Annotated in this window: 13 protein-coding genes; 8 read left to right on the top strand and 5 right to left on the bottom strand. The window is 71.0% G+C overall.

What is annotated here, in order from left to right; genetic code table 11:
* The gene (locus ACOBQB_RS19000) at positions 1-822 is read right to left on the bottom strand and encodes a class I SAM-dependent methyltransferase (RefSeq protein WP_423593234.1); all 822 of its coding nucleotides are present in this window, start codon (positions 820-822) and stop codon (positions 1-3) included.
* A gap of 343 nt (positions 823-1,165) precedes the next feature.
* On the opposite strand from ACOBQB_RS19000, the gene rpsA reads away from it, so the two are divergent.
* Complete coding sequence (gene rpsA / locus ACOBQB_RS18995; RefSeq protein ID WP_423593232.1) at positions 1,166-2,674, top strand: 30S ribosomal protein S1; 1,509 nt, start codon at positions 1,166-1,168, stop codon at positions 2,672-2,674.
* A gap of 182 nt (positions 2,675-2,856) precedes the next feature.
* Here the strand turns inward: rpsA and ACOBQB_RS18990 are convergent, their stop codons facing one another.
* Entirely contained in the window at positions 2,857-3,840 is a 984-nt protein-coding gene (locus ACOBQB_RS18990) for a right-handed parallel beta-helix repeat-containing protein (RefSeq protein WP_423593231.1), read from the bottom strand.
* 203 nt (positions 3,841-4,043) lie between these two features.
* Between ACOBQB_RS18990 and ACOBQB_RS18985 the strand changes: the two genes are divergently transcribed.
* From ACOBQB_RS18985 to ACOBQB_RS18975, 3 genes are read left to right on the top strand one after another with little or no spacing between them, the layout of a single operon-like run.
* Positions 4,044-4,982 carry a PAC2 family protein gene (locus ACOBQB_RS18985; protein WP_423593229.1) on the top strand — a complete coding sequence of 313 codons (939 nt, stop codon included), beginning with the start codon at positions 4,044-4,046 and terminating at the stop codon, positions 4,980-4,982.
* Positions 4,983-5,025: 43 nt separating this feature from the next.
* Positions 5,026-5,661, top strand: coding sequence for a dephospho-CoA kinase (gene coaE, locus ACOBQB_RS18980; protein ID WP_423593227.1), 636 nt, complete (start codon positions 5,026-5,028; stop codon positions 5,659-5,661).
* Between the two features lie 46 nt (positions 5,662-5,707).
* Complete coding sequence (locus ACOBQB_RS18975) at positions 5,708-6,076, top strand: tetratricopeptide repeat protein (RefSeq protein WP_423593225.1); 369 nt, start codon at positions 5,708-5,710, stop codon at positions 6,074-6,076.
* Positions 6,077-6,082: 6 nt separating this feature from the next.
* Here ACOBQB_RS18975 and ACOBQB_RS18970 read toward each other — a convergent pair whose 3' ends face one another.
* The gene (locus ACOBQB_RS18970) at positions 6,083-6,343 is read right to left on the bottom strand and encodes a DUF6343 family protein (protein WP_423593224.1); all 261 of its coding nucleotides are present in this window, start codon (positions 6,341-6,343) and stop codon (positions 6,083-6,085) included.
* Between the two features lie 157 nt (positions 6,344-6,500).
* Between ACOBQB_RS18970 and ACOBQB_RS18965 the strand changes: the two genes are divergently transcribed.
* From ACOBQB_RS18965 to ACOBQB_RS18950, 4 genes are all read left to right on the top strand, one after another.
* On the top strand, positions 6,501-7,283 hold the full coding sequence (locus ACOBQB_RS18965) for a class I SAM-dependent methyltransferase (RefSeq protein ID WP_423593222.1): 783 nt from the start codon (positions 6,501-6,503) through the stop codon (positions 7,281-7,283).
* Positions 7,284-7,380: 97 nt separating this feature from the next.
* Positions 7,381-8,172 (top strand): uracil-DNA glycosylase, encoded by a 792-nt coding sequence (locus ACOBQB_RS18960; RefSeq protein ID WP_423593220.1) that lies wholly within the window; start codon positions 7,381-7,383, stop codon positions 8,170-8,172.
* Between the two features lie 9 nt (positions 8,173-8,181).
* Positions 8,182-9,372 (top strand): MFS transporter, encoded by a 1,191-nt coding sequence (locus ACOBQB_RS18955; protein WP_423593218.1) that lies wholly within the window; start codon positions 8,182-8,184, stop codon positions 9,370-9,372.
* A gap of 230 nt (positions 9,373-9,602) precedes the next feature.
* Positions 9,603-10,610 (top strand): glycoside hydrolase family 6 protein, encoded by a 1,008-nt coding sequence (locus ACOBQB_RS18950; RefSeq protein WP_423593217.1) that lies wholly within the window; start codon positions 9,603-9,605, stop codon positions 10,608-10,610.
* 12 nt (positions 10,611-10,622) lie between these two features.
* On the opposite strand, the gene ACOBQB_RS18945 is transcribed toward ACOBQB_RS18950, so the two are convergent.
* Both ACOBQB_RS18945 and ACOBQB_RS18940 read right to left on the bottom strand, forming a co-directional pair.
* Complete coding sequence (locus ACOBQB_RS18945) at positions 10,623-10,949, bottom strand: RidA family protein (protein ID WP_423593216.1); 327 nt, start codon at positions 10,947-10,949, stop codon at positions 10,623-10,625.
* Between the two features lie 213 nt (positions 10,950-11,162).
* The gene (locus tag ACOBQB_RS18940) at positions 11,163-12,197 is read right to left on the bottom strand and encodes a hypothetical protein (RefSeq protein WP_423593215.1); all 1,035 of its coding nucleotides are present in this window, start codon (positions 12,195-12,197) and stop codon (positions 11,163-11,165) included.
* Positions 12,198-12,237: the final 40 nt, after the last annotated feature.

Raw genomic sequence — 12,237 nt, 5'->3', positions numbered from 1 at the left:
TCAGTCTCGTACGCATACGTAGATGGCCGTCCCCGGGATCAGGTTTCCGCGCAGCGGGGACCAGCCGCCCCACTCCTGGGTGTTCCAGGCGGGCCACTCCGGCTCCACGATGTCGACGAGGCGGAAACCGCCCGCCACGATGTCGCGCACCCGGTCGCCGACGGTCCTGTGGTGCTCCACGTAGACGGCGTTCCCCTGCTCGTCCTGCTCCACGTAAGGAGTGCGGTCGAAGTAGGAGGCCGACACGGACAGGCCCTCCGGGCCCGGCTCGTCGGGGAAGGCCCAGCGGATCGGGTGCGTCGCGGAGAACACGAAGCGGCCGCCGGGACGCAGCGCGCGGTGCACCTCCTTGAGGACCAGCACCGGGTCGGCGACGAAGGGCAGCGCCCCATAGGCGGAGCAGGCGAGGTCGAAGGAGCCGTCCTTGAAGGGCAGCACTCCCGCGTCGGCCTGCACCAGAGGGACATCCCCGCCGATCCGCAGCGCGTGCTGGAGCTGGCGGTGGGAGAGGTCGAGGGCCACGGGGCGCGCGCCCTGGGCCAGCAGCCAGCGCGAGCACTGGGCGGCGCCCGCGCCGATCTCCAGGACGTCCTTGCCCTTGAGATCCTCGGGCGGGCCGAGCAGTTCCGCCTCCACCTCGTCGAGCCCTTCGGGGCCCCACACGAAACGGTCGTCCCCGAGGAACGTGCCGTGCTCGACCTGGTAGTCGTCGGCGTTCCTGTCCCACCAGCCGCGGTTGGCGCGACTGCTCTCCGTGACGTTCGCGGCACGGCGGGTGGCCTCGGGCTCGGGCAGTTCGGACTCTTGGATGATCGGCTCCATCGTCGTAATCTTCCGTCGAACTCGTCGAGGCGGGGCGCGGTGCGGCCCGTGTGGCCTCAGACGACAGCTTTTGTGCCGGGTATGCGGCGTTCCGCCCCGGGTGTGCGCCTTCGCGCATTGACCCTGTCCGGCTGCCCCCGTATGCTACAAGTTGCGCTGCGAGCCTGCGCTCCTCAGACATAGCAGGCTGCGCTCGCGTCTGTTGTATGTCCCCTCGGTTGTCGAGGCGCCTTCCCTTGCCGGAAGCCGCGTCTCCTAGGCTGTCCGGCTTCTGCAGAGCGAAATCGGCTCCCGGCGTTGCAGTACCTACGACTTCAATGTCCGTACCGGAGCCCTAACCCACATGACGAGCAGCACCGAGACCACCGCCACCACCCCGCAGGTAGCGGTCAACGACATCGGTAACGAGGAAGCCTTCCTCGCCGCGATCGACGAGACGATCAAGTATTTCAACGACGGCGACATCGTCGACGGCGTCATCGTGAAGGTCGACCGGGACGAGGTCCTGCTCGACATCGGTTACAAGACCGAAGGCGTCATCCCGAGCCGCGAGCTCTCGATCAAGCACGACGTCGACCCGAACGAGGTCGTCAAGGTCGGCGACGAGATCGAGGCCCTGGTTCTCCAGAAGGAGGACAAGGAAGGCCGTCTGATCCTGTCCAAGAAGCGCGCTCAGTACGAGCGTGCCTGGGGCACGATCGAGAAGATCAAGGAAGAAGACGGCATCGTCACCGGTACCGTCATCGAGGTCGTCAAGGGTGGTCTCATCCTCGACATCGGCCTCCGTGGCTTCCTGCCGGCCTCCCTCGTCGAGATGCGCCGCGTCCGCGACCTCCAGCCCTACGTGGGCAAGGAGCTCGAGGCCAAGATCATCGAGCTGGACAAGAACCGCAACAACGTGGTCCTGTCCCGCCGTGCCTGGCTTGAGCAGACCCAGAGCGAGGTCCGCCAGACCTTCCTCACGACCCTGCAGAAGGGCCAGGTCCGCTCCGGCGTCGTTTCCTCGATCGTCAACTTCGGTGCGTTCGTGGACCTCGGCGGCGTCGACGGTCTCGTCCACGTGTCCGAGCTGTCCTGGAAGCACATCGACCACCCCTCCGAGGTTGTCGAGGTCGGCCAGGAAGTCACCGTCGAGGTTCTCGACGTGGACATGGACCGCGAGCGTGTCTCCCTGTCGCTCAAGGCGACGCAGGAAGACCCGTGGCAGCAGTTCGCCCGCACGCACCAGATCGGGCAGGTTGTTCCCGGTAAGGTCACCAAGCTCGTTCCGTTCGGTGCGTTCGTGCGCGTCGACGAGGGCATCGAGGGCCTGGTCCACATCTCCGAGCTGGCCGAGCGCCACGTGGAGATCCCGGAGCAGGTCGTCCAGGTCAACGACGAGATCTTCGTCAAGGTCATCGACATCGACCTTGAGCGTCGCCGGATCTCGCTGTCGCTGAAGCAGGCCAACGAGTCCTTCGGCGCCGACCCGTCGGTCGTCGAGTTCGACCCGACCCTGTACGGCATGGCCGCGTCCTACGACGACCAGGGCAACTACATCTACCCCGAGGGCTTCGACCCCGAGACCAACGACTGGCTCGAGGGCTACGAGACCCAGCGCGAGGCCTGGGAGACCCAGTACGCCGAGGCGCAGCAGCGCTTCGAGCAGCACCAGGCTCAGGTCATCAAGTCCCGCGAGGCCGACGCCCAGGCCGAGGCCGAGGGTGCGGCGGCTCCGGCCGGCGCCGCTCCGGCCGCGTCCGGTGGCGGCGGCGGTTCGTACTCCTCGGAGTCGGACGACAACTCCGGCGCCCTGGCTTCGGACGAGGCGCTCGCCGCGCTTCGCGAGAAGCTGGCCGGTGGCCAGAGCTGACCTCGCGTCGCTCTCGCTAGGCGGTAGCTGAACGCTGCGGGCCCGCATCCCCTCCGGGGGTGCGGGCCCGCTGTGCTGTTCCGGGTGCGGGCCCGCTGTGCTGTTCCGGGTGCGGGCCCGGTGGCGGCTGAGCGCGCAGTTCCCCGCGCCCCTTGACGGCTGGTCCCTCCGGGACCTCGCCCTTACGGGGTTACCTCGATGTTCGTCAGGCCCCTGCCGCCCGCCGCCGTGTTGCTCGCGTACACCGTCGTCCGACAGGAACTGTTGTGGTTCGTGACGTTGATGGCGAGTTGCTTGTCGCCCGTCGCGCCCGTCAAGGTCGACCGGTTGTTACGGAAGACCGTGCCGCAGCCCCACCCCGACTGCTGGGTGTGGGTCTCGTAGCCGTTGTTCAGGGTGTTCTTGCCGGTGTTGTTCTCGATGACGTAGTTGTTGCCCTTCACGTCGACCCACGAGTCGTCATAGTGGTTGCCGGTCAGGCCCCTGCCGTCGAACGTGTTGCCCGAGACCCTGCCGCCCGTGGTGCCCTCCTTGAGGTCGATCGCCTCGCCGCCCACGTCCGGGCCGATCGTGTTCCCGAGGATCTGTACGTTGTCGCTCTTGTCGGAGAGCGTGTTGGCGGTGCCGACATAGACGCCCTCGCCCATGCCGCGGCCGTCGTTCCCGGTGTCATGGATCCGGGAATTCCTGATCACGCCGTCGCGGCTCGACGTGCGGAAATGGACGCCCTCCATATCGAGGCCGTGGACCGTGACGGTGTCCACGACGACGCCCCGCGCGGAGTCGATCATGATGCCCTTCTGGCCGCCGGTCACGGTGATGCCCTTCACCGTCCAGTACGCGGCGCCGTCCAGATGCAGGCCGTAGCCGCCGCCGGCCGTGAGCACCGCCTTCGCGGAACCGGTCAACGTGATGCGGGAACCGGCGCTCGCCGCCACGGAGGTCTTGAAGTTGCCGGAGTACGTTCCGTCGGCGAGGTGGATCGTGTCGCCGGGCGAGGCGCCGGTGAGCGCCGCCTTGAGCTGGGCGGCGGTGGCGACCTCGACGTTCCGCGCGGGCGCCGCGGCGGCGGGCGCGCCCAGGGTCACGGTCAGGGTCGCGGCAAGGGTCGCGGAGGCGGTCGTCGCCGTGAGTACGGCCGTCAGCAAGGTTCGTCGGGTGCGCATGTGGGGGGTGACCTTCCCGTCGAGGGGTGAGGTGAGGTTCTCGTACATGAACCATGAGTGCGCATATGAACGTGGAGAACGTAGAGGCGGGACATGTCCGCGTCAAGGTGTGGGTCGAATTGCCGGCCGCGCGGCCGGCATCGGCGGGAATGCCTGTGTCCCCCGTGCGTTCTCCGTTACGAACACGAGGAGGAGCGGTCACAGTGCTTGATCCGCAGGGTTTGTACGCATGGGAGCCGAAGGGCCTCGCCGTTGTCGACATGGCGCTCGCCCAGGAGTCGGCCGGACTGGTCATGCTCTACCACTTCGACGGATACATCGACGCGGGTGAAACCGGCGACCAGATCGTCGAGCGGCTCACGGACAGCCTCCCCGGGCAGGTGGTGGCGAGATTCGACCACGACCGGCTCGTCGACTACCGCGCCCGCCGCCCGCTGCTCACCTTCCGGCGCGACCGCTGGACCGACTACGAGGTGCCGACGCTCGACGTCCGCCTCGTGCAGGACGCCACGGGCGCGCCCTTCCTGCTGCTCTCCGGGCCCGAGCCGGACATCGAGTGGGAGCGCTTCGCCGTCGCCGTCCAGCAAATTGTGGAGCGCCTCGGCGTGCGCCTGTCGGTGAACTTCCACGGCATCCCCATGGGTGTGCCGCACACGCGCCCCGTGGGCCTCACCCCGCACGGCAACCGCACCGACCTGGTCCCCGGTCACCGCAGCCCGTTCGAGGAGGCGCAGGTGCCGGGCAGCGCCGCGTCTCTCGTCGAGTACCGCCTTCTGGAGGCGGGCCACGACGTGCTGGGCGTCGCGGCGCACGTCCCGCACTACATCGCGCGTTCCACCTATCCGGACGCGGCCCTCACGGTCCTGGAGGTGATCACCGGCGCCACCGGCCTGGTGCTGCCCGGCGTCGCGCACGGCCTGCGCACCGAGGCGCACCGTACCCAGACCGAGATCGACCGGCAGATCCAGGAGGGCGACGAGGAACTGGTCGCGCTGATCCAAGGACTTGAGCACCAGTACGACGCGGCGGCGGGTGCCCAGGACCGCGGCAACATGCTGGCCGAGCCGGCCGATATCCCCTCCGCCGATGAGATCGGCCGGGAATTCGAACGCTTCCTCGCCGAGCGGGAGGGCGACGCGTGACAGCGGGTGCCGGCGCGTAACGGCAGGCCCTAAGCTGCCGGTCATGCTGACAGTGGGCCTGACCGGCGGGATCGGCGCCGGCAAGAGTGAAGTCTCGCGGCTGCTTGTCGCGTCCGGTGCTGTGCTGATCGACGCCGACAAGATCGCCCGCGAGGTGGTGGAGCCGGGGACTCCCGGCCTCGCGGCCGTCGTCGAGGCCTTCGGCCGGGAGATCCTGGCCCCGGACGGCTCGCTGGACCGCCCGCGGCTCGGCGCGATCGTCTTCGCCGACGCCGCCAAGCTCGCCGCCCTCAACGCGATCGTGCACCCGCTGGTCGGCGCCCGCTCCGCCGAGCTCGAACGCTCCGCCGCCGGCGACGCGGTGGTCGTCCACGACGTGCCGCTGCTCACCGAGAACGGCCTCGCCCCGCTGTACGACGTCGTGGTCGTCGTCGACGCGAGCCCCGAGACCCAGCTGGACCGCCTGGTGCGGCTGCGCGGCATGAGCGAGGAGGACGCCCGCGCGCGGATGGCGGCGCAGGCCACTCGCGAGAAGCGCCTGGAGATCGCCGACATCGTGATCGACAACGACGGCCCTCTGGAGGGGCTCCAGAAGCGGGTCGGCGAGGTATGGGCGGACCTGGTGCGCAGGGCGCGTACACAGGATCAGTCCGCCCCGCGGGCGGCCGGCACGGAATAGGGGCGGCTGTGGCGGGCGTTGATCCAGGGGAGAGAAGGAGATCAGCGTGCCCGAAAGCACCCCGGAGACTCATGTCATCGACTTCCGAGCGGCGGAGCAGCTCCTCGCCGCGCGGGACCCGCGGGGCGCGGTGAAGCTGCTCGACGCGGTCATCGCGGCCCATCCCGAGAACACCGCGGCCCGGCTGCTGCGTGCCCGCGCCTTCTTCGCCGCGGCGCAACTGCGCGCGGCCGAGCTGGAGTTCAGCATCGTCTTGGAGCGGGAGCCGGACAACGCGTTCGCGCACTTCGCGCTCGCCCGCACCTATGAGCGCGGCGCCCGCCCGGAGCAGGCGCGCCGCCACTTCCGCCTCGCGGCGGCGCTGGACCCGCAGCCGGAGTACCTGGCGGTGGCCCGCTTCGACGAGCAGGGCTGACGGGGCTCAGGGGATGTCCGGCGGGTCGTACGGAGGGATGTCGCGGCCCGGCTGGTAGTGCGGGCCCTGTCGCATGCGGCGCACCACCCACACCAGGTCGGCCACGACCACCAGCAGCAGCACCCCGCATGCCACCGCCCACCCGGTCCGCCCGGCCAGCGCGAAGGCGGCCGCGCCGAAGGCGGCCCAGCCGAGGCCCCATACGCTGAACCAGAAACGCATCCGCAGGGGACTGCGCGCCGTCAGCGGTTCACTGCCTGTGCGCATGCGAGGTCATCTCCTCCTTCCAGGATAAGCGGGCGGGGCGGCCGCTGGTCTGGAGGGTGTGGCTGGTTCTCGCTGGTTCTCGCTGTAGATGGCGAGTCGTGGGGATGGCGGGGAACTGGCCCGCGGCCCGCTTCGTTGGCGGGGCATGAATGTGTGGATGCGTGAGGGGTACGAGGGGACGGGGCCCGGCGCGATCACCCCGGACGGCTGCGCGGTGGACCTGTACGCGCGGCTGTCCGCCGGGGACGAGCCCGAGGTCGTCGCCGGGGCGGTGCCGCCCGGCGCGCACCTCCTCGAACTGGGCTGCGGTGCGGGCCGCGTGACCCGGCCGCTCCTGGAGCGCGGCTTCCGCGTGACGGCCGTGGACGAGTCCGCCGAGATGCTGGAGAGAGTCGCCGCGCTCGACGGCGGGGTGCGCACGGTGCGCAGCCCGATCGAGGCGCTCGACCTCGACGAGAAGTTCCCCGTGGTGATGCTCGCGTCGTTCCTCGTGCACACCGGTGACGTGGCCGTGCGGCGCGGGATGCTGCGGGTCTGCCGGAGTCATGTCAGGGACGACGGCTGCGTGCTGATCCAGCGGGAGGGACCGGATTACCACACCGACCTGCCGAGGGAGCGCGTCGACCCGGGCGGCTGCACCATCCGGATCGTCTCGGCGGAGCCTGTCGGCGACGGCGTGAACCGCGTCCGCGCGGAGTACGCCTTCCCGGATGACCCGGATGACCCGGATGACCCGGATGGCCCGGATGACCCGGATGACCCGGATTCCCTGGATTCCCTGGACACTCCGGATGCCCCGGGCGTCGTATGGACGCATACCTTCCTCGCGCGGCCGCTCACCAAGGAGCAGTTCGAGGAGGCACTCGCCGAGGCTGGCCTGAAGGTCGACAAGTACCTCACGGGTGACGGGACTTGGGTGCGGGCGGTGCCTGTGGGCTGACGGCGCGGTCTCCCTTCTCCGGCCGCCCCGGCGGCCGGGAGCACGGCCCGCGACCGGGCGCACGCCGTGCGCAGACGTACTTACGTACGGTGGAGGCATGGACGGCCTGAGCGAAACGGATGAACTAGGTGAACTGGGCGAACCGGGCGGACTGGGTGAACTGGATGAACGGATCACCGGCTGCCGCGCCTGCCCCCGCCTCGTCGACTGGCGCGAGGAGGTCGCACGTACCAAGCGCGCCGCCTTCGCCGACTGGACGTACTGGGGGCGCCCGGTGCCCGGCTTCGGACCGCACGACGCCTCGCTCCTGATCATCGGCCTCGCGCCCGCCGCGCACGGCGCCAACCGCACCGGGCGGATGTTCACCGGTGACCGCTCGGGGGAGTTCCTCTACCCCGCGCTGTACGACGTCGGCCTGGCCTCGCGGCCCACCGCCGTGAGCGCCGACGACGGCCTGACCCTGTACGGCACCCGCATCACCTCGCCCGTGCACTGCGCCCCGCCCGAGAACAAGCCGACCACGGGCGAGCGCGACACCTGCCGGTCCTGGCTGGTACGCGAGTTGAAGCTGCTGGCCCCGACGCTCAAAGCCGTGGTCGTGCTCGGCGGCTTCGGCTGGCAGGCCGCGCTGCCGGCCTTCACGGCGGCGGGCTGGCAGGTGCCGAAGCCCCGGCCGGCGTTCGGCCACGGGGCGCACGTGGTGCTGCCGGGCGGCCCCGCGGGGGAAGGGCTCGACCTCTTCGGCTGCTTCCACGTCAGCCAGCGCAACACGTTCACCGGGCGGCTCACGCCCGCGATGCTGCGGAACGTCCTGCGCACGGCCGCCGTCGAGGCGGGGCTGCACCCGGATGGCCCACCAGAGCGAGCCGCGCCGGACGGCGATTCCTAGCGTGAGGATGTGGACCAGACCCGAGCAGCCAAGCCCTCCGCCGCCGCCTACCGCAACCTGGCCGTCGCGACCGTCGGCTTCACGCTCACCTTCTGGGCCTGGGACCTGGTGGCGCCGCTCGGCAGCGACTTCAAGGACCGGCTCGGGCTGAGCTCCTTCGAACAGTCGCTCCTGGTCGCCGTGCCGGTGATCGTCGGCTCGCTGGGCCGCGTACCGGTCGGCGCGCTCACCGACCGCTACGGCGCCCGCCTGATGTTCCCCCTGGTCTCGGCGCTGACCATCGTGCCGGTGCTGCTGATCATCCCGGCCAGGAACAGCTACCTCGCGATGCTCGGGGTCGGCTTCCTGCTCGGGCTCGGCGGGACGACGTTCGCCATCGGCATCCCGCTCGTCAACTCCTGGTTCCCGCCCGCCCGCAGGGGCTTCGCGCTCGGCGTCTTCGGCATGGGCATGGGCGGAGTGGCGCTCTCCGGCTACTTCACGCCCCGTATCGCCGAGCACGGCCACAACCTGCCGTTCATCGTTGTGGCGATCGCGCTCGCCGCCTTCGCGGCGCTCGCCGCGCTGCTCATCACCGACCGCCCCGACCGGCCCGTGCCCGCCGACCCGCTCACCACCCGGCTCGGGCGCGCGGGCCGGCTGCCGGTCACCTGGGAACTGTCGGCGCTGTACGCGATCGGCTTCGGCGGGATCGTCGCCTTCGGGGTGTATCTGCCCACGTACCTGAAGACCTGGTACGACCTGTCGCCCACCGACGCCGGGACCAAGGCGGCCGGCTTCGCGCTCGTCACCGTCGTCTTCCGGCCCATCGGCGGCTGGCTCTCCGACCGGATCCATCCCGCCACGGTCACCGCCGCCGCCCTCGCGGTGGTCGCGCTCTTCGCCGTCGTCCAGGCCTTCGACCCGGCGCTGTACCCGATCGGCACGATCTGCTTCCTCGTCATGGCCGCCGGGCTCGGCACCGCGAGCGGCAGCGTCTTCGCGCTCGTCTCCCAGGTCACCCCGCAGCCGCAGGTCGGCTCTGTCACCGGCATCGTCGGCGCGGTGGGCGGCCTCGGCGGGTTCCTGCCGCCGCTGGTCATGGGCGCCATCTACAGCGCCAAGGACTCGTACTCGATCGGCTTCATGCTGCTGTCGGACCTCGCGCTCGCGGGCTGCGTCTACGCGTACGGGCGGATGCGTACCGCCAAGGCGGTCTGATCCCCCGGTACAAGGCGGTCCGATCCCCGAGTGCAAGGCGGTCCGTCCCGAGTGCCGCCGCGACAGGAGCGGGCCGGCTCCGATCTGGAGGCGCGGGGGCCGGGACACGCCGCCGTAAGGGTGGTTTTCCGAGGACCTCGGTGGAGAACAGGTCCACGACGGGGCGCCGCGACCGCAGACTCCGGGGAACGCGTCGGGCAGGACCGGCGCCGACCACCTGGAGCCGTCCGGTGTCCCAGCCGACCAGCCCCCGCCGTCCCCGCTTCCCGCTCCTCCGAGGGGCCCTCGCCGCCGTCCTCCTTCTCGGCCTTCTCGGCGCGGCGGCCTCCGGCGGCGCACAGACGGCCCGAGCCGAGCCCGGGGACGCCCCGGTCTTCTGGACCGACCCGGACAGTGCCGCCGCCCGGCAGGCCGCCGCGTGGTGGGAGCAGGGGCGCATCAAAGACGCCCTGCTCATCGACCGCATCGCGGAGCGCCCCCAGGCCGTGTGGTTCAACGACGACGAGCCGGGCGCGGTCGTACGGGCCAAGGTGGAGGCGGCGGCGCGGGCGGACCGCACCGCGCTCCTCGTCGCCTACTTCATCCCGTACCGCGACTGCGACGGATACTCGTCCGGGGGCGCCCGCGACGCCGCCCACTACCGCGAGTGGATCGACGACTTCGCCACGGGCCTCGGCGCCACGGGCGCCTATGTGATCCTGGAGCCGGACGCCGTCGCGCACATGGTGGCGGGCTGCGGGGGCGCCGACGCCGACGAGCGGTACGCCCTGCTCGCCCACGCCGTCGAGCGCCTCAAGCTCCAGCCGAACACCACGGTGTACCTGGACGCGGGCAACGCCGGGTGGATCCCCGACGAGGGCCGCCTGGTCGCCCCGCTGCGCAGCTCCGGGATCGACGAGGCGGACGGATTCGCGCTGAACGTCTCCAATTTCCACACCGATGCCGAGAGTTCGGACTACGGGCACCGCCTCGCCGACGCGCTCGGCGGCGACAAGCACTTCGTCGTCGACAGCAGCCGTAACGGCAACGGCCCGTACACGGGTGACGAGTCCTGGTGCAATCCGCCCGGCCGGGCCCTCGGCACCCCGCCCACCACCGAGACCGGGGACGCCGCACTCGACGCCTATCTGTGGATCAAACGGCCCGGCGAGTCCGACGGGACCTGCCGGGGCGGCCCACGGGCCGGGCAGTGGTGGCCCGCTTACGCGCTGGGACTCGCCGAGCGGGCGCGCGGCTGATACGCGGCCACGCTAGGAGCGCGGACCGACGTCGGGGACGACCGCGGTGGCGGTGATCTCCACGAGCTGGCCCGGGTAGCCGAGGCAGGTGGTGCCGAGCAGGGTCGAGGTGTGCGGGCCCGCGCGCAGCCGGGAGGCGCTCACCACCTCCCAGGCCTCGTCGAGCACCGCGGGCGTGTCGCCGACGACGTACACCGTGCTGGCCACCACCTGCGACAGGTCGCTGCCGACCGCCCGCAGGGCCGTGTCGAGGTTGGCGATGACCTGCTCGGTCTGGCGGCCGATGTCGCCTTCCCCGACGAGCTTGCCCCCGGGGTCCAGCGGGACGGAACCCGCCATGAAGGCGAGGCGGGTGCCCGCCTCGACGACGGCGGCGTGGGCGTAGCCGGGGGGGCGGGAAGAGGGTGGGGACGACGGTGCGTTCCGGGACGGCGGTCATGAAGGGATCATGCGGGGCCCCGGTCGCGTACGCACGCGAATTTCGTACGCGACCGGGTGCCGTACCCCGTACGTGATCGGGTGCCGCACCTCGTACGCCACCAGGGTGTCCGCTCAGCGCACCGCCACCGGTGAACTGCCGCCCCGTACGCGCAAGGCGGGCTTTCCGGAGCCGTCGGAGGGTGTCGCCCAGATGTCCTGCTTGCGGCCGTCCCGGCCCGGCAGGGCGTACGCGAGGGTGTCGTCGTCCAGCCAGGCGGCCTGGTCGTCGACGTTGCGCCGCTCGGCGAGCGGGCGCTCCCGCATCGTGCGCAGGTCGAGGACATACAGCCGCCACGGGTCCCGGGTTCCCTCACGTACGCGCTTCTTGAAGGCGAGGCGGGTGTTGTCGGGGGAAAGGGAGGGGCATTCGACGTTCTCGCGCAGGGCGGTCGCCGCCCACTTCTTCATGTCGCCGCGCACGAGGTACGTCTTGCCCTTCGTCGAGACGGTCGCGTAGAAGACGTTGTCGTCCTCGGTGAAGGTCACGCCCCAGTAGTTGACGTCGGGGGCGTGGTGGCGGCGGCCGTCGAGGGTGAGGGGGATCTCCTCCATGTTCTTGATGAGGTAGCCGGTGCGGGTGTCCAGGATCGAGGTGCGGGTGGAGAAGGAGGAGCCCGCGTAGGAGTCGCCGGTGGCGAACATCGTCCAGGACAGCATCCGGCCCGACGCGGAGACACGGGCCCGGTTGGGGATGCCGGTCAGCGCGATGCGGCGCTTCTCGCGGAGCTTGTCGTCGAGGACGACGGCGTACGACGTGGGTGGGATCCCGGCGCGGCGCTGGAGGCACAGACCGGTGCGCCCGGCGGCGTGGAACCGCTCGCAGGACGGACCGCCGGTGGTCTGCGCCGCCTTCGGGAGGGCCCTGCCGGACGCCGCGGGGAGGCGGGCGACACGGCCCGCGCCCGCCTCGGTGCTGCGGAAGTACAGCTGCCCCCGGTCCAGTCCGAAGGCTGAGGTGGTGTCGGCGGACCGGGCGCGCTGCGCCGCGTGCAGGGTGTACGCGACCGCGACGCCCGCGAGGACGGCGGCCGCCACGGCGATCGCGACGATCCGGGAGCGCAGCGAGCGCGGCGTGCTGGGAGCCGGCTCGGTCGTGGGGGCCTTCATGAGGGCCTTTCGGGACGGGGTTTTTCGGGACAGGGCCTTT

Source organism: Streptomyces sp. G5(2025), assembly GCF_049542075.1.
Taxonomy (GTDB): domain Bacteria; phylum Actinomycetota; class Actinomycetes; order Streptomycetales; family Streptomycetaceae; genus Streptomyces.
Note: the sequence above shows the minus strand (reverse complement) of the source record. Positions and strands in the feature narration are given on the sequence as shown.

What these genes read in the sequence shown, in the direction of transcription:
- ACOBQB_RS19000 (WP_423593234.1), bottom strand. Translation starts at nt 822, where the DNA reads ATGGAGCCGATCATCCAAGAGTCCGAACTGCCCGAGCCCGAGGCCACC.
- rpsA (WP_423593232.1), top strand. Translation starts at nt 1,166, where the DNA reads ATGACGAGCAGCACCGAGACCACCGCCACCACCCCGCAGGTAGCGGTC.
- ACOBQB_RS18990 (WP_423593231.1), bottom strand. Translation starts at nt 3,840, where the DNA reads ATGCGCACCCGACGAACCTTGCTGACGGCCGTACTCACGGCGACGACC.
- coaE (WP_423593227.1), top strand. Translation starts at nt 5,026, where the DNA reads ATGCTGACAGTGGGCCTGACCGGCGGGATCGGCGCCGGCAAGAGTGAA.
- ACOBQB_RS18970 (WP_423593224.1), bottom strand. Translation starts at nt 6,343, where the DNA reads ATGCGCACAGGCAGTGAACCGCTGACGGCGCGCAGTCCCCTGCGGATG.
- ACOBQB_RS18965 (WP_423593222.1), top strand. Translation starts at nt 6,501, where the DNA reads ATGCGTGAGGGGTACGAGGGGACGGGGCCCGGCGCGATCACCCCGGAC.
- ACOBQB_RS18960 (WP_423593220.1), top strand. Translation starts at nt 7,381, where the DNA reads ATGGACGGCCTGAGCGAAACGGATGAACTAGGTGAACTGGGCGAACCG.
- ACOBQB_RS18945 (WP_423593216.1), bottom strand. Translation starts at nt 10,949, where the DNA reads ATGGCGGGTTCCGTCCCGCTGGACCCCGGGGGCAAGCTCGTCGGGGAA.
- ACOBQB_RS18940 (WP_423593215.1), bottom strand. Translation starts at nt 12,197, where the DNA reads ATGAAGGCCCCCACGACCGAGCCGGCTCCCAGCACGCCGCGCTCGCTG.